The sequence below is a fragment of the Agrobacterium sp. 10T429 genome (assembly GCF_056393925.1).
In genome coordinates this window covers 826,521-845,754 of sequence record NZ_JBFTGV010000001.1, presented here as the reverse complement: position 1 = coordinate 845,754, position 19,234 = coordinate 826,521, and the positions used below count along the sequence as shown (strand labels likewise).

Genomic DNA, 19,234 nt, shown 5'->3' with positions numbered 1-19,234 from the left:
ATCTCGTCCTTTGCGTTGTTTTTCAGGTGGTTGTCAGAGTGGGAGAACGGCGTGCGCCGCCACTCCCAGAGGCACCGCACGGCCGAGCTGACGGACACGCACGGAAATGTGATCCCGCAAGGTCGGGAAATCTGTGAGTTCGCCCGCTTTGGGGTACAGCCAGAAGGGTTCGGAGACCTCTGCCGTGCGTCGAACGGCCTCGCGATCCAGCACCTCCACGCGGTAACGCTCGAACGGCTCTTCCAGCGGTATCTCGCTCGCGTCCCAGCCATCGGCCTCCATCCGGCCTCGGCGCACCCAGCGCAGCAAAATGCCGTCCCTGCGCCGCTCGGCCGCAAGATGCACCGGCGCAAGCGGCGTTTCAGCCCGCAAGCCACCCTCGAAGACAAAAGGACCGGCCGGGGCGCCCGCCATTCCCGCCGCCTCGGCGATCCAGTTCAGCCGCCGTCCGCGTTCGGTCGCGGCAAGACCGAGCGGCTGCACCGCCGCGTCCAGCACCACAACAGGGGCGCCCACCGGCGCGCCAATGGCCAACGCATCTTCCGTGCCGCCAAGCCCACGCAACAAAGCGGAAAGCCGCCAGCGCGCGGGCGCAATTTCCTCTGCGCGCGCGAAAGCGATGATCTCCCAAACACCGTTTGCCGCCCTCACCGCCATGCGGTTCTCGCCGTTCAGCACCGAAAGCTCCGTGGCCGAGGAAAGCTCGCCGGATGGCAGATCGATCAGGATGGTGTTTTGCCGGTCGAAACGGCCGGAGGGGCCTGATGTCAGCGGCATGGCCAACGTGCCGATCATCGCGGGCCGGTCAAGCACGGCGCGCTGCCGGTAGCCTTCCGTGCCGGCGGAGGACGAAACGACGATTGGCCGCCATGGCCGTGCAAAAACGGCAATCCGCGCCGAATTTTCAGACGCCGTGCCGTCATGGCGCGGCAGGTCGAGAAACAGCACCTCCGGGGCAAAACCTTCCGCGCCGTTTGCCCCGCCAACACGACGCTCATCCACAGCGCCCGCAAAGGCGACGGATGCCGCGGAAAAGGCGCGCGCCTCCACCTGCCGTACAGCACCGTCCTCAATCCGGCTGACCAGAAACCTCCCTGCCGGAGCCTCCGAAAACACATTCTGCGGGAGACGAATGCAATCGCCGGGTTCCAGAGCGATATCTGCGGGCGGCAGGGCAAAACGCACCGTGCGCCGTGCCTGCCTGTTGTCACGCAACAGGGCCTCAGCCGCGACTTCCGCCGTTTCCGCCGGGAGTGCCGCGTTAAGGTCGAGCCGCATGACGCGGCTGCCGGCATTGTCGATACGACGCGAACGCACGCTCGCCTGCTCGTAGTCCAGCGCCGGATTGAACGAGGTCAGCACGGCCTCTGCGGCGAAATCGCTGTCATGTCCGCGATTTTCCGACCACAGCGGTTCGTCGTCCAGATCGGCCAGCACGGCTGCGTCACGCACGGGCAGAAACGCCGTGTTGCGAGAGCGGAAGCGCAGGGTTCCGCCGTCCTCGGCCACATCCACCTGAAACGCCGCCAGCAGCGGCTCCAGGAGGTTGCGGGCCGAGGTCACGTCGCCCTGCACATATCCCGTCAGATCGCCACTGACGGCGGAGACGTCGAAGCCGGAAAATCCATGTTCCGTCAGGATCGCGGCGATGGTATCGGCAAGTGTGGCAGTCCCAAGCCGGCCGTTCAGCCAATGGCCGGTACGCCAGTTGGCCCCATCGCTCCAGGCCGCGCCGTTCTGCGGAAAGGCGGGGAACGGCCGCGCATCCCAGGTCCACATATAGACGCGGTTCTGATCCACCATCGCCGCATCCCCCTTCCCCCTCCAATGGTCGAGATGCGCCTCCAGAAACCGTCGCTGCTGGCTGTCGGCGCGGCTTCTGCGGGAAAAATAGGGATAAGCGTTTTCCGCCGATTTCGGATCGGGAAAGACATTCGGGCGCGTCGCACTCTTGTCCACCGCCGGGCAGCCGAGTTCGGTGAACCAGATCGGTTTCGACCCCGGCACCCATGCGGTTGGCGTCAATTTCTCCGCACCGCGCACCCGGTCAAAATGGGCATTCTGCCACCAGCTTCGCAGGTCCTTGTAGCGGAATACCCACGGCTTGCCCTTGAGACCATCAGTGATGGGCGTGCGCCGCCGCGCCGCGCGGTCGGCATGGCTGGCGTAATACCAGTCGAAACCCTCGCCCGCCGTGATGGCATAACGGAAGGCGCTAGCATCGTCCGGGCCGCTCATACCATCAGGATTGCCGTTTGTGGCATCCTCGTCGCGCCAGTCGGAAAGCGGCATGTAATTGTCGATGCCGATGGCATCGATATCAGGGCTTGCCCACAGCGGATCTAGATTGAAGAACACGTCGCCGGAACCGTCCGCCGGCTGATAGCCGAAATATTCGCTCCAGTCCGCGCCATAGGTCAGTTTCGTTGCCGACCCGACAACGGCGCGCACATCTGCCGCCAGCCGCACCAGTTCCTCCACGAAAGGAAAGGCGTCGTTATGGTCGCGCAGGCTTGTCAGCCCGCGCAGCTCCGAGCCGATCAGGAAGGCATCCACCCCACCCGCCTGCGCCACCAGCGCCGCATAATGCAGCACCATGCGGCGATACCCCTCAGTGCGGTTGCAAAAGGTGGAAATCTCCGTGCGCGTGCCTGCACTGCGGTCGGGCGAACCTGCCAGGCCAGGTGCCGGAAAACAGGTGATGCGTCCGCGCCAGCCATAGGCGTCCTGCTCGCCTTTGCCGTAGGGGTCCGGCAAGCCGTTGCCGGCTGGCACATCCATCATCACGAATGGATAAAGGCAAACCTTCAGACCACGCGCCTTGAGGTCGGCTATCGCCTGCACAACGCTTTGATCATCCGGCGTGCCACCATAGGCCGGGCCGCCGCCGTGATGGCTGACGAGATGCGCTTGCCCACGCGAAACACCGGCGACGGACCATGCCGCACTTTCCCTGTCGCGACCCGCCACTTCCACACCCGGCAGAATGCGGCATTCGCCCGCGCGCATGTCGGTGCCGAACCAGCTCACCACCAGCGCCACGCTTTGCAGATTGGGGCACAGCGCCTGCAATTCGTCGATCGCGGCCTGCCAGTCGGTTAAGGCCGTCAGGCAATTGCGGTTCATGATGCGACTTTCGCCCATGCCGGTTCGTTCCGAAACCTGCGCCGTGGCGTAACCGTGTTCCGTCGCACCGGGAATGACGGTGATGGCACGGATGGCTTTTTCCAGCCGGCCGACCGGTCGCACCACCTCGAACTGCATCAGCGGAATGCGGTTGCCATAGCTGTCAAGCGGCAGGCGTTCGAACACGACATAGGCCAACCCGCGAAAGGCGGGTGCATTGCCTACGCCCTGTTTTGCCTCGATCAGCGGATCCGGTAATTGCGTCTCGCTGCCGGGATAAAAGCGCATCTCGATGGCGCTCAGGTCCAGTTCCCGCCCATCGGCCCAGACGCGCCGCACCATGGCCGCCTCGCCCTCGCACAGCCCGACGGCGAGATTGGCGAAGTAGCGAAAGGTCTCCACCTTCGGGCCGCGATTGCCCTTGCCGCCACGACGCGTCACCTCGACGCTTTCCTCAAAGCCCGTCGCCCAGATCAGCGTACCGCCGATCCTCGCCGTGCCGTAAAGCCGGTTGATGGCCGCGCCTTCGTCCGCACCCGGAATACGCGCTGTGGAAAGCCGGGCGCCGGACACCGTCCGCCCGTTCGAAAGCAGCGCGCGGTCGACGGCATTGCCCGCCAGCGCGCCAGCCGCGCGGCCGATGATGGCACCCACGGGGCCGAAAACGCCGCCGAGTGCTGCACCCGCCGCCTGAAAGAGAATGGTCGCCATGGTCGCCTCGAAAAATGTCAGGGTTCGGGAAAACGGAAGACGCCGGCAATACGTCGCTTCCATCCGGGCACCAGCGCCGAGCGCACCACTGCCGCCTGTTCATAGGCATGGATGAAATGCTGCGGCCCGGCGAGAATGCCGAGATGTTTCGCCGCTGCATCGGCCCGCCAGCGGAACAGCAGCAGGTCGCCCGGCATCGTCTCTTCCATATCAGGCACCGCCGAAAAATAACGTTTCGCGGCCTCCAGCAACCGGTCCTCGCCGCCCCGCTCGGCCCAATCTGGTGTGTAGGGCGGCGGCAGTTCCGGTTCCTCGCCGTAAAGCGAGCGCCAGATGCCCCTGACAAGGCCGAGGCAATCGCAGCCAACGCCTTGCAACGACGCCTGATGCCGGTATGGCGTGCCGATCCAGCCTTGCGCGAGCGCCAGCACTTTTTCTGAGGTACTGCTCATGGAAACAGCGCCCCGCCGTCATGGGTCTGGCCGCCGCTGGCGTAGGAATAGGCGAAATCCGCCCCCGGCAGATGCGGAAAGCCACGAAAGTTCAGGTAATTGGCGAATTTCGCCTTGCAGGTCGCAAAACTCTTGTCGCAACCGGCGATGACGGAAAAGACATCACCCGGCTGCGGCGGTTGCTCCGGAGCGAGCCACAAGGACAGAACCGTGCCGCCATCGCGTTTCTCGTGGCCGTCGAGATCGAAACCCTTGCCGGCAAGTTGGCCGCTCAGAAACTGCAATTTCCCACGGCTGTAGAAACCATCGGCGAAAGCGTCCAGCCCTGTCACCAGCAGGTTGCCCGCCGCGTCCATGCCCGCAACGCTGCCGGTGCCGGTAAATCGCTTGAGATCGACGCCGCATCGCCGATCACCAAGGGCGGCATCGCAGCGTCGCCCATAGACCCTGCCCTGCGGCTGGGAAAGACGATGGGCGATGCTGCGCAGCTCGGCACGAAACGCTCCGCCCGCCCGTGTCACCTCGCCGATTTCGCGCATGTTCAGCAGCACATGCTGTTCCGGCACCTGCCAGTTGACGAGGTAGAGCGCCACCTGCGCACCATCGAAACGTCCGGAGGCCAGATCGCTTTCGGAAATCGCCTCACTGGAAAAGCCGCCCGTCACTTCGCCCGCACTCGCGCCAAGTCCGGCCTCGCTGTCGCTGTCACTCGCACCAAAGCCGCTTGCGGCCAGGTAGGCAGTACCGGCGAAGGAAAGGGTCCCGTCATGGTCGGTAAAACCGATGACCTCGCCGTCCTTCAGTGTCACTTTCCAGCAATGGCAGGTAGTCGTGGCCTCGCACGCCAGATGCTCGGCAAATGCGGCAGGAATGGTCTTCATGGCAGGATTTCCATCAATGGAATGGAGGGAATGCGGCCCGCCTCGAAGGCGGTAAGGTTCACGTCTATGCGGTCGATTGCAAATCGCACCGGCACGTCGAATTCGAAACCGGCCCGGATTGCGGCACCGGTAGGCGGCGCCTTACCGGCGCGAAACGTCACCGTACCGGTCGCATGGTCGACCGAAAAATCCGACAAGACGGCTTTCACCCCATCGACTGAGATGATGACCGAAGCCTCGACCGGCTTCTCCACCCGCCGGGTGAAAGAACCGCCCGCATCGGCATAGGTCTTCACCAGCTGAAAAGCCGTCGTCGTGCCGTCACCCGTGCCAATCTTCTGGTCGCTTGCAGCAGGTGTCTGGCCCGGCGGACATGATTTGAAATCCACCGGGTCGCGAAACCGAAAACCATGGAGTTCACCGCGCCGCGCCTCGAAAAAGGACAGCACCTCGTAAAGATCGGCAACGGAGCGAATGCCCGATCCTGCGTCATAGGCGCGTCTGGCATTCTTCCAACGCTGGTTGCGGTTCTCCCGCCCATTGGAAAGGTTGACGATATCGGTTCTCCTTACCGGCCCGCCGCTCACGCCAAGCGCCAGCCTCAGCGGAAACCGCACTTCATGAAATGCCGCCATGTCGTTGTTCCTGGATTCGTTTTGATAGTCTGGGAAAGATGGAAGGATCACGCTCGACACAGAGGTCTTGCAGGGAGGAGGTCCAATCCGTCACAGGCCGCGCTGGCCACGCCCGACGCTGCGCGCCAGCATGGCGGCGATCTGGCCTTCACTTTTTCTGAAGCTCGCCGCATCCGTCGCCGTCACATTGAAAACGATCTGCGCGCCGCCGCCACCCACCGGTGCGGCAACACCGAGCGCCCCATCCGAACCACGCTTCAGCGGCAGGATCGCCTCGGCACCCGCTTCGCCCATCAGGCCAAGCCCGCCGCCCATCGGGAAGAAGGCCGGGCTTGCGACCACACCGCCATCGGCAAAGGGCGTGATACTGCGTCCCGGCACCCCGCCATCGGCGAAGGCAAACAGCGAACCGCCGCCATTCAAAAGCCCGCCCACGGCATTGCCGATCATGTTCTCAAGCGGCTTCAGCCCGGCGGAAAGCGCAATGCCGGAGAGCCGTTCGCCAAGCCCGCGCAACACGTCATCCAACCCCTTGCCGCCCGTCACCGCGGCCTGCATGGCAGAAGTCAACGCCGCCCCGAACCGCTCGGAACGCCGTTCGAGATCACCCATCACCTCCGAGAGCGCTTCCGCTTCCTCGCGACTGTCCGCAATCGATACTTCGCCTGCCATCACGCTTGCCTTTCTGATTCAAAACGGAGCCGTAGATGTTTGAATTGCCTGGTCGTTTTCACGAAAGATGCACGTCCCCCAAAAATTGCAAACCACACTCACCCATCCGGAAACCGCCGCATCATCGCATCCATCGCCGGGCGGTCGAGGGTGTGGAAAGCGGTGCGGATGCCGCCGATCATGGCAAAGAATTCCCTTGGCGTCAGCCGCCAGAAGGTTTCGGAGGAAAGCCGCAGCAGGTGGAAACCGGTGTGTATTACCGCCTCCCAGGGAAAAGGACGCGGCGTCAGATCGCCCACCTCACCTGCTGCGGCACTCAAGGGTCCGGCGGTGTGCCCCTCGAACCGGCAAAGGTGGCTGTCAGGAGATCGGCGACGATGGCGGCGTGGCCGGCAACGCCGCCTTCCACCGTGGCTGCGGCCACGTCCTCATCGGAAAACACGTTGCCCGCGCCGCGCAGACCTGCGCCGATCACCCGTATCATATCGGTCGCCTTCATACGTCCGGCTACGAAACGTTCGGCTAGCGCGGTGAGATCATCGGCCTGAAAGGCGGTTTCGAGTTCGGCGAGAGCGCCGAGCGTCAGGCAAAGAACGCGCCTTTCGCCATCGATCAGCGCCTCGATCTCGCCGCGATGGCGGTTCGCCCGCCCGTAACGTAACCCTTGCGGCATCACAGTGCTCCGAAATTAAGGAAACCGACCGATTCCAGCGCGGTCTCGAATTGCACTTCGCCATCGTGGCGACCGGAATATTCGAGCGCGACGATCTGGAACGGCCCGGTGATCGTGCCAAAGTCAGGAATGACGATCTGCCAGCCCGGAATGGAGCCGGCGAAAAATGCGCCACGCACCAGGGCATCGCTTGCCTGATCCTTGAAGATGCCCGACGCCGTCAGCGATGCCCGCTGCACGCCGGCGCCGGCCAGAAGCTCGCGCCAGCGCCCGGCGCTTTCGCCGTCGGTAATATCGACCGCCTGCGCGTTGAAGGCCAGACGCTTGGTTCTGAGCCCCGCCACGGTTACATAGGAGCCGGCGTTGTTGAACTTCAGCAGCAGGTCCTTGCCCTTCTGCGCCACCATGGTGTTCTCCCTCTCGTTTCGATTGATGTCGTCTCGTTTGATGTTGCCGGGTCGCAACTGGCCTGCTACCAAAAGCATTCCCGCATCTCGCACCCGCGATTTTCATCATGTCTGATGCCACCCCCTTCACGTCTCGCGCGCGCCTTATCGGCGTGCTTGCGGTTGGGCAGGTCGTCAGCTGGGGCACCGGTTTCGACATGCTGGCCATACTGGGGCCACGCATCGGACAGGAACTGGCCATCGCAAACGAGGTCGTTTTTGCCGGTCTCACCGTCATGATGACGATCAGCGCCCTCTGCGGCCCGCTTCTGGGAAGAACTCTCGTGCGCCGTGGTGCCGCCCCTGTTCTTGTGGCGGGTTCGTTGTTGTTCACGGCGGGTTTTGTCGTGCTCGCCTTTGCGGGCGGCGTGATCAGCTATGTCCTCGGCTGGGTCGTGATGGGTCTGGCCGCGACCTGCGGCCTGACGACGGCGGCCCATACGGCTGTGGTGGAACGTGTCGGCGCGGAAAGTGGCCGGTCGCTGACGCTTCTGATGGTGTTTACCGGGCTTTCGGCAGCGGTTTTCCTGCCCGTCACCACCGTCGCAGATCAGCACCTGGGCTGGCGCGGCACCCTTTTGGTATATGCCTGTCTGCAGATATTCGTGCTTCTGCCACTCTATGTTTTTGTCCTTCCCGGACGAAGGACGAGCAATACTCAGGGCACTTCGAAAGGCGCTGCGGTCTCGACATCGCCTGTCGATACGCGGCGCGCCTTTCTGCTTCTGGCGGCAATGACGACGCTTAGCGCCTTCACGGCCTTTGGCTTTTCGCCGCTCCTGCCTCTGCTGCTGGTCCATGCCGGCGCATCGCAATCGCTCGCCGTGCAACTGGCAGCCGTGCGCAGCGTGCTTGCGATCATGGCGCGCGGATTGGATTTTCTGCTTGGAAAACACGGCAATCCTTTCGTCACCTGCATGATCGGCTTAGGTATGCTGCTCGCATCCTTCGTGCTGTTGCTCGTTTTTGCCCCGGCTATGCCCGCTTTCATCGGCTTCATCATTTTCTTCGGCTTTGGCGCGGGCGTGCTCACCGTCAGTCGCGCGGTGTTGCCGCTCGCGGTATTTTCACCGGAACAATATGGCCTTCAGGCCGCGCGTATCTCCCTGCCGCAGAACCTTGCCATTGCCGTGGCGCCCGTCATTTTCACGCTGGCGCTGGATCGCGGCGGGGTGGCGGCCATGCTCACCATCGCCGCCGTGCTGATCAGCATTTCGTTTCTGCTGCTGATCGTGCTCTGGCGCACCGTGCGCAAACAGAATTCCTGAACCGACCCTATTCCGTTACCGCCCTGAAACGCATTTCTGCGAGGAAGTTCCGTGTCTTCGGCTCCCGCCGCGAACGGCTGGAGAGAAGCTGCAGATTGACGAGCGAGATACCGACAAGCGGAAGGGCGGCATCGTCGAGCAGGGGTTTCACCCGCCCGGCAATCTCACCCGCGCACCTGCGGCCATTGGCATCGCTCCAGATGTCCAGCGACAGAAAATGTTCTTCGGCCTTTTCCGTCGCGGTGGAGTAATCGCGGCTTTCAAGTTCGCCGATAACGATCAAGGGCAGGACGGCGCGCGGCAAAAGCCGGTCGACGATACCGCCGGGGATAAGCGCCATCAGAGCAGCGTCGCCGGAAAGTCTTGCGAAAATCGCCTGTAGAAGCACATTTGCGGCACTCACGGGCTTTCCTCCTCACAGCGGCAGACGATGAAACGGCGGGTCTCGTCCGGATCCATCACGGCCCGGATCGCCAGAATGCGCCGTCCCTTGCGAAAGCGCATGCCGGCGGCAATGTCGCTGCGCCAGACCAGCCAGACGCGGTGGGTGATTGTTACGCCCTCAGCCGAGGCCCGCTCATGCGAGGCATTCGAAACAGGTTCGATGGCAGCCCAGAGCGAACGCAGGACACTCCAGCTTTCCGCGGCCCCACCCTGCCCGTCCGTTACCTCGCTGCGCACCTCAAGCTCCAACCGCGCCGTAAGCTTGCCGGGGTCGAGAAAAACGAGGTTCATGGCTCAGAGCCCAACACGGCAGAACGGAGACACCAGCCGCTCGTAACCGGCCGGAACCGCTGCGGGTTGATTTTCCAGAGCAACGGCTCCGCGGAAGGCGAACATCTGGGCCACATGCATCAGCATGGCGCGTTTCAGCGTATCGGGCACATCGGTTCCCGCCTCACCGTAACCGGCAATGAAGTCGATCTCGATGCCGTTCATCACCCGTCCGGGTGCTGGCGGGTCGCGCAGCCACAGCCGCGCCGGGCGCGCCTCGCCGTCGAGCAATCTGTCAGCGGCTGTGATGTCGGCCGCGCGCCCTTGACCGTCAAAAACCAGAATCGTTTCGATGGTTTGCACCGGTCCCTTACCAATCAGAATCATGCCACTCGGCGGCCACCGGTCGAGATAGAGCCGCCAGGTCTGGCGTATCAGGCAAAGTCCTGTCGTACGTTCCAGATGCTCGCGGGCGGTACGGATCAGCGCAGCCAGCAGCGCATCCTCGTCGCCGCCGTCGAGACGCAAATGCGCCTTCACCTCGGCAAGCGTCAGCGGCTCCGCCTGTGGCGGATGAATGAGGGCATAGGTCATGGGGTCTCCGGATATGGGACAGAAAGAATTCCGGCCGAAAGCGTTTGGCGAAAATGTAGCATCCGCACGCCGTCACCCCCGACTTGGTCCGGGGTGACGGGGAAGATTGTGGTCAATTCACCCCGAACTTCACCAGCTTGATCGCCTCGAAGTTCTGCACGCCGCCGCCCACGCGCTTGGTGGTGTAGAACAGCACATAGGGTTTTGCCGAATAGGGATCGCGCAGGATGCGCACGCCGGTGCGGTCCACCACGAGGTAACCGGCGCGGAAATCACCGAAAGCGATGGCGAAGCTGTTTGCCGCGACATTCGGCATGTCTTCGGCCTCCATCACGGGAAAGCCCATCAGCGAGGCGGGCTGCCCGGCGGCAGCGGGCGGATGCCAGAGATAGGCGCCGCTGGTATCCTTGAAGCGGCGCAGCGCGCCTTGCGTCTTGCGGTTCATCACGAAGTTGCCGTTCTGGCGGTGGCCTGCCTTCAGTCCATAGACGGCATCCAGCAGCACATCCATTGGCCCCGCGGAGGCGAAGCCACCCGCAACACCGGTGGCGACATAACCGATATTGCCCCAGCTCCAGCTGTCATTGGCGACGGCCGTATAGGAGAGGAAACCCTTCGGTTTGTTGGTACCGTCGCCGGCGATGAACGCCGCTGCCTCCTGTTCTGCAAAGGCAATGTCCACTTCCGAGGCGATCCAGGCCTCGATATCCACGGCCGCATCATCCAGCAACCCCTGGGTTGCGGCAGGCATGGCGTAGAGTTCCATAGTCGGGAAGGAAAGTTCGGAGAGCTTCGGTGTTGTCGTCTCGGGGCGAGCCGCAGTTTCAGAAACCCAGCCGGTGGCAAATCCGCCCGGCGAAAACGGCTTCTTCAGCACGGCAGTGGAAACCTGCCGCACAGTCGCAAGCGACCGGATCGGTGAAATCGCCGTCATGCGGCGGCCGATCTCGCCATCCGTTTCGGTGGGCAGCAGATAACCGCCATCGGCGCCTGTCGATCCGGCAAAGGCCTTGGCCTCCAGATCGCGCAGCGCGCCCTCCTCACCCCGGCGGATATAGGCTTCGAAGGCGGCCTTGTGCTCATCCGTATCGAGGGAATGCGCCTGCTTGCGGCCGAGCGCCGGGCGCGCTTTCTTGAGCGCCAGATCATCCATGATCTTGCGGTTGTCATCGAGCGCCTTGTCGATGCGGTCGAGCTTGTCGCGGGTCACGACGTCGGACCCCATCTTGCGTTCGATATCGGAAAGCCGCTGGTCGTTGGTGTCGCGGAAGGCCTCGAAGGCCTCCATGAACTCGTCGAAGGCCGCCGTCATCGTATCGGGCACGGCCTTCACCTGCGGCGCGACCGTCATTGCGGCCGGTTTGGTCATCTGGTCTGTCATGTCGCCATCCTTGTTTTCGGAAGTGTTTGGGAGGAAGTCAGCGTTTGAAGGCTGTGTCGAAAAGCGAACGCGCCGCGCGGCGCATGGTGCGCACCAGCTCGGTTTCGCGGTCGCGGAAGAAGCGGGCGTGTTTGACATCCGATACCCGCGCGGACGGCAGCATCGGAAAGGTCACCACAGAGATTTCCCAGAGATCGGCCTCAAGAATGCGCCTGACGCCAGAGCGTGCCGCCTTGCCGGAGCGCCCCTCCTTGCTGGAACGTACCGTGCGAAAACCGATCGAAAGCCCGTCCAGCGCGCCTGTCTTCATCAGCGAATGGACCTCTCGCGAGCGGGCGACGCCGGGGGCGAGAACACCTTCCACGTAAAGCCCGCGCTCATCCTCGCGGATGGTGCGCCATGCACCGATCGGCTCGGCCGGATCGTGCTGGTAGAGCATCCGGATACCGCCCGCACCGCGTTCCTCGATGGAGCGGCGGAAAGCGCCGCGCTCGATCACGTCGCGGCCGAGATCGACCTCGCCGAAGACGCTGGCATAACCGGAAAACGTACCGTCGCCAGCTATGCCGCGCAGTTCCAGATTGGCGAATTTGCGCGTGGCGGGGCGCGGCCCGCGATAGACGTGCATGGGAAACTCCTGCGATGTGAAAATGGGGTGCCGCGTGGAGGCTAAGCGCGCGGACGGGCGTTGTAACGGTCGGCCACGCGCACCAGCAGGCCAAGCCCCCACCAGGCCACCATGCTGGCAGCGGCGGAGCCCGCCACCATGATTTCCCGGCCGGAAAGCGCGCCGGCAATCTCGAGTTGCTGCACGATCCACAGGCCCACGGGGCCGCCGAAGATCATGCCGCAGGAGACGCCGGTCACGAAACGGCTCGCCGCCTCGCGTTTGCTTTTCGGCAGGAGGTAGACGAGCGACACACCCGCGCCTGCGACGGCACCGGTGATACGGGCGGCCCAGATGCCGCCTTCGTTGGCGAATTCAGACATGGGTAATCATTCCGGTTTAGGATGTGAAAAATCGGACAGACGCGCCGCGTCGCCCGCAGGTCGGGTGTGCAGTTTCAAAACGCCATTTCGCGAGTCTTCAGAATCACTTGAACGGCGAACCTCACAAAACGATTCCGCTGGTTCAGAAATTGGTCGAAGACGCAGCCCGGTGGCTCAAGCACGGAGGCTAATACCCCACCGCCTCCCGCTTTTCCTCGTCGGTCAGAAACGATGCTGCGCCGATCCTTGTCCACAGGGCGTCCCGCTCACCGGCAAGACCGGCGATCCTGTCAAGATCCGGTTCCAGCCGCAGCCCGGAGCCGAAAATCGGCGATAGCCAGCCGCAGAGCCGTGCCGCCGTGCGGTTGACGAGCGGCAGCACGGTGAGACGATAAAAAGCGCGGTTTGCCTCCTGGTAATTGGCATAGGTATTGTCGCCGGGAATGCCGATCAGCATCGGCGGTACGCCGAGTGCAAGCGCGATGTCGCGTGCCGCACCGTTGCGTGCTTCCAGAAAATCCATATCGCGCGGCGAAAGCCCCATGGCCTTCCAGTCGAGACCGCCTTCCAGAAGAAGCGGCCGGCCTGCATTCATCGCGCCCTGATAACCTTCCTCCAGCTCGCGCTTCAGCCGCTCATATTGCTCGGTGGAGAGATTGCCACCCTCCTTCGGCTGATAGACCAGCGCACCGGAAGGGCGAGCGGAATTGTCGAGCAGACGTTTGTTCCACTGGCTTGCGGCATTGTGGAGATCGAGAGCCGCGCCCGCCGAAGCAAGGGGAGCGAACCCGGCCCGATCGTCCAGCGGATGAAAAAGTTTGAGGTGAAGCAGCCCCAGCCCGTCACGTTCAGCGGCAATGCGCCTGATGGCACGGCCCTCGGCACGATAATCGTAACCCACGGGCCAGCCATCCGCGCCTTCGATGATGCTCACCCGGTCCGGCCGCAAAAGATGCAGCTCGCGCAGTCGTTCGCCGACCACTAGCGGCTCGATATAGGCGTTGCCAGCCAACATCAGATGGCCATACAGCGTCTCGAAAAAGTCCGGCCCACCCATATGAGCGCTGGGCTTGCCTAGAAGTGCGAGCAGCGGATGATCGCCGATCTCCTCATCGCCATCGTAAAGCAGCCAGCTCACCGATGCGGAGGCTTCTGCCACCATGCGGGCGGCGCGGTGCGCTACCGGGTTTTTCATGAAGCCCTCGCGGGCGAGTGCGGCATAGGAGCGGCCGGACCAGAATGCCTGCCCACCCTGCGCCGCAACCGCCATGAAGCCGCCCGCCGCTGTCTTGCGTTCAGGCACGGCTCTGCCATCCGCCGGGCGCCGCCACGGCAGGGAAAACGGAAATCGCATGGAATTGTCCTTGTTTTAATGCGGGCTCAGTTTCCCGCCAGGCCCTCATCCCTGTGCTCGTCACAGGGATTCAGCCAGCCCAAGTCTTTGGACTGAAAGCACTCTTTTCGCCGCGCAGACGCGCGTCGGCTGGATTCCTGTGACAAGCACAGGAATGAGGGTGGAGGGCCCGAGTCTTGACGAAACTTACCGGATTGGCGCTTTCACTGCCGTATCGCTGTTGAAATCAGCGGCAACCCGCGTCTCGCGCAGCGGCTTCACCGTACGCGTCGAAAGATCATAAGCGGGGTCGGCTTTGTAGGCCGCGAGCGCCGCCTCGTTTTCGAACTCGCCATAAACGATGAAATCGACCGAATTGCCCCATTGGTCCTTCTTCACATTCTCGCCGATTTCGAGCTTCAGCGAATGCGGTATGGCGGTGAGGCCGGAGAGCCCCTTGCGCACGGCGTCGCGGTTTTCCTCGGGAACGGTGAAAAAAACGATATGGCGGATCACGGTGTCACCTGTCATGCAAAATTCGAATATGGCCCTTGCGGCGCTTGCTAACGGGTTATCATCTGCCCCGCGCCGGTTCAATCCGCGCCGCCAAAAGTGCGCGATGAAATGCCCGGCCGTAGTCCCCGACAAGCCGCGCCCGGTCGCGGCCATTGATGATGGCGCGCGCACCCTCCCAATCCTCACGCTTGCCCTCGAAGACATCGGCAAGTTTCCGGCCGGTAAAGCTGCCGGCTATCATGCCGTGGATCAGGATCGCGGTTGCCACATCCGGTTCCATGGCGCGCTCGGGACGCTCCAGAAGGTCCACACCGGTCAGCTGCGACATGGCCTCGTAATTGCGGCGATGCGTCAGTTGCACGAAACCGCGCCCGAGCCAGCTTCTGCCGTCGGCGTCTGGCCGCCAATAGGGTTTGCGCACCATGGGCAGCCTGCCTGCCGCAAAGGCCCGGTCCAGCCTTGCGATCGCCTCGGCATCGTTTGCCGCCAATGTCTCGCGCACCGGCTGCATGGTCGCAGCCGTCTCGTGAAAAGTGGTGGCCAGCATGTAGGCGAGCCAGCGGGGATCACCGCCCGGCAGGGCCTTGCCGAAGCCGGCCAGGATCGCCTTCGTCCCGTCAAGCTGTGTAGCTCGCAGGCGACCACCGTAGATGGAAATTCGCACCGACGCGAAGAATCGCGCCTCGTCATAGGCCACAGCCGGCTCCTGAAAATCGTGGGCGATATCACCCTTTGTTTTTTCCACATGACGGCCGTCAGAACTAAATCGATTTGAAAAAATCCTAATCGATTTTAATCCGCTGACCGGGGTTTTGAGGTAAAAAATTCCTTGAGTTGCGGAACCTTAGCGCGCTAACTCCATTCACCGCGCACTTCCGCAGCGTTGACCATTCAAGGAGGAATGCCACCATGACAGCGACAATCCCCCAGACCGTTTATGACCGGCTCGAAAACGAGTGGCGCCAGATGCGCGAAACCGGTTCTCAGCCGAAACCCGCGCAGTCTCCGAAGAAGTAGGATCTGCCAGACGTCCGATTTTGGGCGTTAACGGCGACCCGGATTTCTTCTCCCCGCCGGGGAGAAGAACCAATATGCATCGGCTAGATAGGCAATTGGCTCTCATTCATGGGGCCAATAATCGCGGACATCACATCCCTCGCACCCTCGGCTCACTCGCCACAGTCGTCGTCAACGCCGTTATTGCCCAAACCAGCGCATCGAGCCGGTCGGGCGAGCGTCCGGATGAAAGACCGTCGGGTCCGAAATCCGCCATCTGGTCGGTTAGTTTTTCAAACCGTGCGGCGTGGCGTACCCTGCCCTGTTCGTACAGTGCCGCCACCGGCTCGGCGCGGGTGAACTTGCCCCGGCTTGCCCGCACCAGGGTCAGCGGCAGATTGGCGTCTATGCTCTGCAACATTGCCCGCACCATCTCGCCGCCCTGATTGACTTCCGCAACCACCCGGTCGCCCTCATGGCGGCGAACGGCGGCGACAACGGCCCGCGCCCAGCCGCCCGGTGTTTCACCTTCCACCGAACAATCCGCAAGCACGACCAACTTGCCTGATATGCCAAGCCCGGCCGCCACGATGCCGCAGCAGGAATTTTCACCGATACCGGCGGGCGGGTCTACCGCGACCACGATCCGCGCCAGCGACTCATGGTCGGTTTCCACAATTGCTTCCAGATCGGCACGTTTCCACAGCGCGCCTTCGCGCTCATCAATCAGTTCGCCGCCGATTTCCTGACGCCCCAGCCGCGTACCGCCGTAACGGTCGTGCATGGCTTTCAGGAAACCCGGTGAGAGATTTTGCGCATTCATCGCCGTCGGCATTTTGGCCACCCGGCTCGAAGGGTCGGCGAGAAGCGCCTTCAGGAGGGGAATGGGCCGTGGCGTCGTCGTCACCAATTGCCGTGGGGCCTCACCAAGACGCAGGCCAAATTGCAGCATGTCCCAGGTTTCCTGCGGATATTTCCATTTTCCAAGTTCATCGGCCCAAGCCATGTGAAATTGCGGGCCGCGCAGGCTTTCTGGGTCTTCAGAGGAAAACACCTGCGCCATGGCCCCGTTTGGCCAGATGAGCCGGCGGCGCAATACCTCGAAGGCGGGGCGGCAACGGCGGGCGATACGGCAGATACCGGAAATGCCGTCGATCATCACCTCACGGGCATCCCCCAGGGTTTCCGCAACAAGCGCGATGCGCAGATCAGATTGCTTGCCGGCGGACGCAATCCTGTGCACCCATTCGGCCCCGGCGCGGGTCTTGCCGGATCCTCGCCCGCCGATCAGAAGCCACGTCCGCCAGTCACCCTCAGGCGGCTGTTGCGGCAGGTTGCCGATGAAACGCCAGTCGCGCAGAAGGGTGAAGACCTGCTTTTGCAGTTGGGGTTCGCTCGAAACATCCGTCATGTGTCAGCTTCTGTAGATGGACTACGAGCCAGATCTGCCTCCAGCCTCGCGCGGCATTTCTGTTCCGCCAGTTCGTCGATGCGTTTGAGGAAATGCGCCACCGCCATTTCGTAATCTTCGGTATCGGCTTCGTCCTCGCCGGCAAGAGCCTGCCTCTCTTCTGCCAGCACCCGTTGCAGGGCATCGATCCGTTCCAGTGTGCGCACAATCAGCGAAAGCTGATCCGTTGCGGCCTTCACGTCGGCGCGCGCCTGTTTGCCCGAGGCATCCTCCACCGTTGATAAAAATGCCGCTTCGCTTGTCTGCCGCAGGTTGCGGTACATGCAGAACTGTTCGCGCATCTCCACCGTCAGCTCGTTCAGCAATTGCCGCAGATTGCCATTGCGCGCCGCATATTCGGCAGCCAGCTTGTCGGCCCGCGATTTTATCTCAGGTGCGGCCTCCAGCCTGCCCTCGCCGCCATAAGCGCAGCTTTCCTGCCAGACGCCGTGGAGCGCCAGATCGCAATTGCGGATATTTGCCATGAGGTGGACCTGCGAGAGAATGACGTGTCGCGGAAAAGCATCGGCTAAGCCGACCTTTGCCGCTCAGCCGCAAATCTCCGACTGTGACCTAAACCTATCAAACCACCGTCACGCTGTAAAGGATTATTTTCCTATACTTGTGATTTTTATCCTGCGAACAGGGTTTGCACCCTCGCCCGCCGCATACTACACTCGTGCCAGACGGCGGGAAAAAGGGGCAAGTCAAGTTGTTGAAACAATGGGTTGGGCGGTTGTTTGCGGGTCTTTCGGCAACCGGCATCGTCTTTGGCACTATTCTGTTTTGCGCTTCGCTCACGCCGTCTCTTCTGCCGCGCACATGGCTGATGCAGGGTGTGCTGTGCGGATTTTCCTTTGCCATCGGTTATCTGATCGGCGTGGCGCTCACCGCCATCTGGACCTATCTGGAATTGCCCCACCCCTCGCGCCATAACCGGCGCAGCATCCGCTTTCTCATCGCCCTTGCCAGCGCGATAACGGCGATCGCGTTTCTTTGGCAGGCGAAAGACTGGCAGAATTCCATCCGTATCCTGATGGAGCTAGATCCGTTGTCCAGCGCCCACCCCACCAAGACTGGCGGCGTTGCGGTGCTGGTCTCCGCCCTCCTCATCGGCGCTGGACGGCTTTTCCAGCTCATCCGGCGATTCTTCTCGGTGCGCAGCCGTCACTTCCTGCCGCGCCGGCTCGCCAATGTGCTCGGTATAGCCGCCGCCATCGTGCTGTCATGGATGCTGCTGAACGGTCTGATCTTCGATATCGGCCTGAAGTTTGCCGATTCCTCGCTGAAACAGGTGGATGCGCTGATCGAGCCGGATGTACCGCGCCCTTCCGATGCGCTCAAAACCGGCAGCAGCGCTTCCCTGATGACATGGGAATCGCTTGGCCGCAGAGGCCGCGAATTTGTGGCCGGCGGGCCGGAGGCACAAGAGATTTCCGCCTTCACCCACCGCCCGGCCAAGGAACCGCTCAGGGTCTATGCAGGCCTGAATTCTGCGGCAACGCCCGAGGAAAGGGCAGCACTTGCGCTGGAGGAGCTGAAGCGGGTTGGCGGGTTCGAGCGCAAGGTGTTGCTGGTCGTCATTCCCACCGGCACCGGCTGGATCGATCCGGAAGCGCTTGATACGGTCGAATATCTGCATGACGGCGATATCGCCAGCGTTGCCGTGCAATATTCCTATCTTTCCAGCTGGATCGCGCTTCTGACCGAACCGGATTACGGTGTGGAAACGGCGCGCGCGCTGTTTCAGGCCGTCTACGGTTACTGGACCACCCTGCCGAAGGAGACGCGCCCGAAACTCTATCTGCACGGGCTGAGCCTCGGTTCGCTGAACTCGCAGAAATCATCCGATCTTTACGACGTGCTCTCGGACCCGTTCCAGGGTGCGCTGTGGAGCGGTCCGCCCTTTTCCAGCCCCACATGGCGCATGGCCACCAATGGGCGCGTGGCGGGTACGCCGGAATGGCTGCCGCGTTTCCGCGATTCCTCGGTCATCCGCTTCGCCAACCAATATACCACCGCGCATATGCCTGATGCGAAGTGGGGCCCGATGCGCATCGTCTATCTGCAATATGCCAGCGACCCGATCACCTTCTTCGAGGCCGCATCGCTTTACCGGCGACCGCAATGGATGGTTCATCACGGCCCTGACGTCTCCACATCCTTCCGCTGGTTCCCGGTCGTGACCCTGCTGCAGCTCGGTCTTGATGTTGCCGCCGCCACCACGGCGCCGATCGGTTACGGCCATGTCTATGCGCCGGAGCACTATATCAATGCGTGGATGGAGGTAACCGCACCGCAGGGCTGGAATGCGGATGATATCCAGCGGCTCAAGATGTTGTTCAAGGCCCGCCGCGGCTCCGCCGATCCGGCGTGACGCGACGGGCGTGTCGTTT

21 protein-coding genes are annotated in these 19,234 nt (G+C 62.6%); 2 read left to right on the top strand and 19 right to left on the bottom strand.

Annotation, left to right across the window (positions count from 1 at the left end):
- Positions 1–33: 33 nt before the first annotated feature.
- The 8 genes from AC1DCP_RS04180 to AC1DCP_RS04145 all read right to left on the bottom strand — a co-directional run bounded on the left by AC1DCP_RS04180 (position 34) and on the right by AC1DCP_RS04145 (position 7,557).
- Entirely contained in the window at positions 34–3,837 is a 3,804-nt protein-coding gene (locus AC1DCP_RS04180; protein WP_367079066.1) for a baseplate multidomain protein megatron, read from the bottom strand.
- A gap of 17 nt (positions 3,838–3,854) precedes the next feature.
- Complete coding sequence (locus tag AC1DCP_RS04175; protein WP_065688140.1) at positions 3,855–4,289, bottom strand: C40 family peptidase; 435 nt, start codon at positions 4,287–4,289, stop codon at positions 3,855–3,857.
- The gene (locus tag AC1DCP_RS04170; protein ID WP_065688139.1) at positions 4,286–5,170 is read right to left on the bottom strand and encodes a DUF2163 domain-containing protein; all 885 of its coding nucleotides are present in this window, start codon (positions 5,168–5,170) and stop codon (positions 4,286–4,288) included. Before AC1DCP_RS04170 ends, AC1DCP_RS04175 begins: the two co-directional genes overlap by 4 nt.
- Entirely contained in the window at positions 5,167–5,805 is a 639-nt protein-coding gene (locus AC1DCP_RS04165) for a TIGR02217 family protein (protein ID WP_065688138.1), read from the bottom strand. The genes AC1DCP_RS04170 and AC1DCP_RS04165 overlap by 4 nt, the downstream gene beginning before the upstream one ends.
- Positions 5,806–5,895: 90 nt before the next feature.
- Entirely contained in the window at positions 5,896–6,477 is a 582-nt protein-coding gene (locus AC1DCP_RS04160; protein ID WP_065688137.1) for a phage tail tape measure protein, read from the bottom strand.
- A 98-nt stretch (positions 6,478–6,575) separates the two neighbouring features.
- Positions 6,576–6,797 (bottom strand): rcc01693 family protein, encoded by a 222-nt coding sequence (locus tag AC1DCP_RS04155; RefSeq protein WP_065688136.1) that lies wholly within the window; start codon positions 6,795–6,797, stop codon positions 6,576–6,578.
- On the bottom strand, positions 6,794–7,150 hold the full coding sequence (locus AC1DCP_RS04150; RefSeq protein ID WP_065688135.1) for a gene transfer agent family protein: 357 nt from the start codon (positions 7,148–7,150) through the stop codon (positions 6,794–6,796). The genes AC1DCP_RS04155 and AC1DCP_RS04150 overlap by 4 nt, the downstream gene beginning before the upstream one ends.
- Positions 7,150–7,557 (bottom strand): phage major tail protein, TP901-1 family, encoded by a 408-nt coding sequence (locus AC1DCP_RS04145; protein ID WP_476774154.1) that lies wholly within the window; start codon positions 7,555–7,557, stop codon positions 7,150–7,152. The genes AC1DCP_RS04150 and AC1DCP_RS04145 overlap by 1 nt, the downstream gene beginning before the upstream one ends.
- Before the next feature lie 107 nt (positions 7,558–7,664).
- Here AC1DCP_RS04145 and AC1DCP_RS04140 point away from each other — a divergent pair, with 107 nt between their 5' ends.
- Positions 7,665–8,864 (top strand): MFS transporter, encoded by a 1,200-nt coding sequence (locus AC1DCP_RS04140; RefSeq protein WP_065658130.1) that lies wholly within the window; start codon positions 7,665–7,667, stop codon positions 8,862–8,864.
- 7 nt (positions 8,865–8,871) lie between these two features.
- Here AC1DCP_RS04140 and AC1DCP_RS04135 read toward each other — a convergent pair whose 3' ends face one another.
- The 11 genes from AC1DCP_RS04135 to AC1DCP_RS04085 all read right to left on the bottom strand — a co-directional run bounded on the left by AC1DCP_RS04135 (position 8,872) and on the right by AC1DCP_RS04085 (position 17,323).
- Positions 8,872–9,267, bottom strand: coding sequence for a DUF3168 domain-containing protein (locus AC1DCP_RS04135; RefSeq protein WP_065688134.1), 396 nt, complete (start codon positions 9,265–9,267; stop codon positions 8,872–8,874).
- Complete coding sequence (locus AC1DCP_RS04130; protein ID WP_065688133.1) at positions 9,264–9,599, bottom strand: phage head closure protein; 336 nt, start codon at positions 9,597–9,599, stop codon at positions 9,264–9,266. Before AC1DCP_RS04130 ends, AC1DCP_RS04135 begins: the two co-directional genes overlap by 4 nt.
- A gap of 3 nt (positions 9,600–9,602) precedes the next feature.
- Positions 9,603–10,172 (bottom strand): head-tail connector protein, encoded by a 570-nt coding sequence (locus AC1DCP_RS04125; protein ID WP_013635737.1) that lies wholly within the window; start codon positions 10,170–10,172, stop codon positions 9,603–9,605.
- Between the two features lie 112 nt (positions 10,173–10,284).
- Entirely contained in the window at positions 10,285–11,553 is a 1,269-nt protein-coding gene (locus AC1DCP_RS04120) for a phage major capsid protein (protein WP_041694343.1), read from the bottom strand.
- 37 nt (positions 11,554–11,590) lie between these two features.
- Positions 11,591–12,181, bottom strand: coding sequence for an HK97 family phage prohead protease (locus AC1DCP_RS04115; RefSeq protein WP_065661221.1), 591 nt, complete (start codon positions 12,179–12,181; stop codon positions 11,591–11,593).
- 41 nt (positions 12,182–12,222) lie between these two features.
- Entirely contained in the window at positions 12,223–12,543 is a 321-nt protein-coding gene (locus AC1DCP_RS04110) for a DUF6107 family protein (protein WP_003512100.1), read from the bottom strand.
- Positions 12,544–12,730: 187 nt separating this feature from the next.
- Entirely contained in the window at positions 12,731–13,897 is a 1,167-nt protein-coding gene (locus tag AC1DCP_RS04105) for a phage portal protein (RefSeq protein ID WP_013635734.1), read from the bottom strand.
- A gap of 186 nt (positions 13,898–14,083) precedes the next feature.
- On the bottom strand, positions 14,084–14,407 hold the full coding sequence (locus tag AC1DCP_RS04100; protein ID WP_003512096.1) for a Dabb family protein: 324 nt from the start codon (positions 14,405–14,407) through the stop codon (positions 14,084–14,086).
- Positions 14,408–14,450: 43 nt separating this feature from the next.
- Positions 14,451–15,089, bottom strand: a complete 639-nt coding sequence (locus tag AC1DCP_RS04095) for a lysozyme family protein (protein ID WP_065688296.1) — start codon at positions 15,087–15,089, stop codon at positions 14,451–14,453.
- A 450-nt stretch (positions 15,090–15,539) separates the two neighbouring features.
- The gene (locus AC1DCP_RS04090; protein WP_162696040.1) at positions 15,540–16,799 is read right to left on the bottom strand and encodes a DNA-packaging protein; all 1,260 of its coding nucleotides are present in this window, start codon (positions 16,797–16,799) and stop codon (positions 15,540–15,542) included.
- Positions 16,796–17,323 carry a hypothetical protein gene (locus tag AC1DCP_RS04085; RefSeq protein ID WP_065688131.1) on the bottom strand — a complete coding sequence of 176 codons (528 nt, stop codon included), beginning with the start codon at positions 17,321–17,323 and terminating at the stop codon, positions 16,796–16,798. The genes AC1DCP_RS04090 and AC1DCP_RS04085 overlap by 4 nt, the downstream gene beginning before the upstream one ends.
- Before the next feature lie 251 nt (positions 17,324–17,574).
- On the opposite strand from AC1DCP_RS04085, the gene AC1DCP_RS04080 reads away from it, so the two are divergent.
- Positions 17,575–19,215 carry an alpha/beta hydrolase gene (locus tag AC1DCP_RS04080; RefSeq protein ID WP_320187407.1) on the top strand — a complete coding sequence of 547 codons (1,641 nt, stop codon included), beginning with the start codon at positions 17,575–17,577 and terminating at the stop codon, positions 19,213–19,215.
- The last annotated feature ends 19 nt before the right edge of the window (positions 19,216–19,234 follow it).

Coding starts and splice junctions, on each gene's coding strand:
- AC1DCP_RS04150 (WP_065688135.1), bottom strand. CDS start 7,150: ATGCCGCAAGGGTTACGTTACGGGCGGGCGAACCGCCATCGCGGCGAG.
- AC1DCP_RS04130 (WP_065688133.1), bottom strand. CDS start 9,599: ATGAACCTCGTTTTTCTCGACCCCGGCAAGCTTACGGCGCGGTTGGAG.
- AC1DCP_RS04085 (WP_065688131.1), bottom strand. CDS start 17,323: ATGGCAAATATCCGCAATTGCGATCTGGCGCTCCACGGCGTCTGGCAG.
- AC1DCP_RS04170 (WP_065688139.1), bottom strand. CDS start 5,170: ATGAAGACCATTCCTGCCGCATTTGCCGAGCATCTGGCGTGCGAGGCC.
- AC1DCP_RS04120 (WP_041694343.1), bottom strand. CDS start 11,553: ATGACAGACCAGATGACCAAACCGGCCGCAATGACGGTCGCGCCGCAG.
- AC1DCP_RS04110 (WP_003512100.1), bottom strand. CDS start 12,543: ATGTCTGAATTCGCCAACGAAGGCGGCATCTGGGCCGCCCGTATCACC.
- AC1DCP_RS04165 (WP_065688138.1), bottom strand. CDS start 5,805: ATGGCGGCATTTCATGAAGTGCGGTTTCCGCTGAGGCTGGCGCTTGGC.
- AC1DCP_RS04115 (WP_065661221.1), bottom strand. CDS start 12,181: ATGCACGTCTATCGCGGGCCGCGCCCCGCCACGCGCAAATTCGCCAAT.
- AC1DCP_RS04100 (WP_003512096.1), bottom strand. CDS start 14,407: ATGACAGGTGACACCGTGATCCGCCATATCGTTTTTTTCACCGTTCCC.
- AC1DCP_RS04140 (WP_065658130.1), top strand. CDS start 7,665: ATGTCTGATGCCACCCCCTTCACGTCTCGCGCGCGCCTTATCGGCGTG.
- AC1DCP_RS04090 (WP_162696040.1), bottom strand. CDS start 16,799: ATGACGGATGTTTCGAGCGAACCCCAACTGCAAAAGCAGGTCTTCACC.
- AC1DCP_RS04160 (WP_065688137.1), bottom strand. CDS start 6,477: ATGGCAGGCGAAGTATCGATTGCGGACAGTCGCGAGGAAGCGGAAGCG.
- AC1DCP_RS04175 (WP_065688140.1), bottom strand. CDS start 4,289: ATGAGCAGTACCTCAGAAAAAGTGCTGGCGCTCGCGCAAGGCTGGATC.
- AC1DCP_RS04180 (WP_367079066.1), bottom strand. CDS start 3,837: ATGGCGACCATTCTCTTTCAGGCGGCGGGTGCAGCACTCGGCGGCGTT.
- AC1DCP_RS04145 (WP_476774154.1), bottom strand. CDS start 7,557: ATGGTGGCGCAGAAGGGCAAGGACCTGCTGCTGAAGTTCAACAACGCC.
- AC1DCP_RS04125 (WP_013635737.1), bottom strand. CDS start 10,172: ATGACCTATGCCCTCATTCATCCGCCACAGGCGGAGCCGCTGACGCTT.
- AC1DCP_RS04105 (WP_013635734.1), bottom strand. CDS start 13,897: ATGCGATTTCCGTTTTCCCTGCCGTGGCGGCGCCCGGCGGATGGCAGA.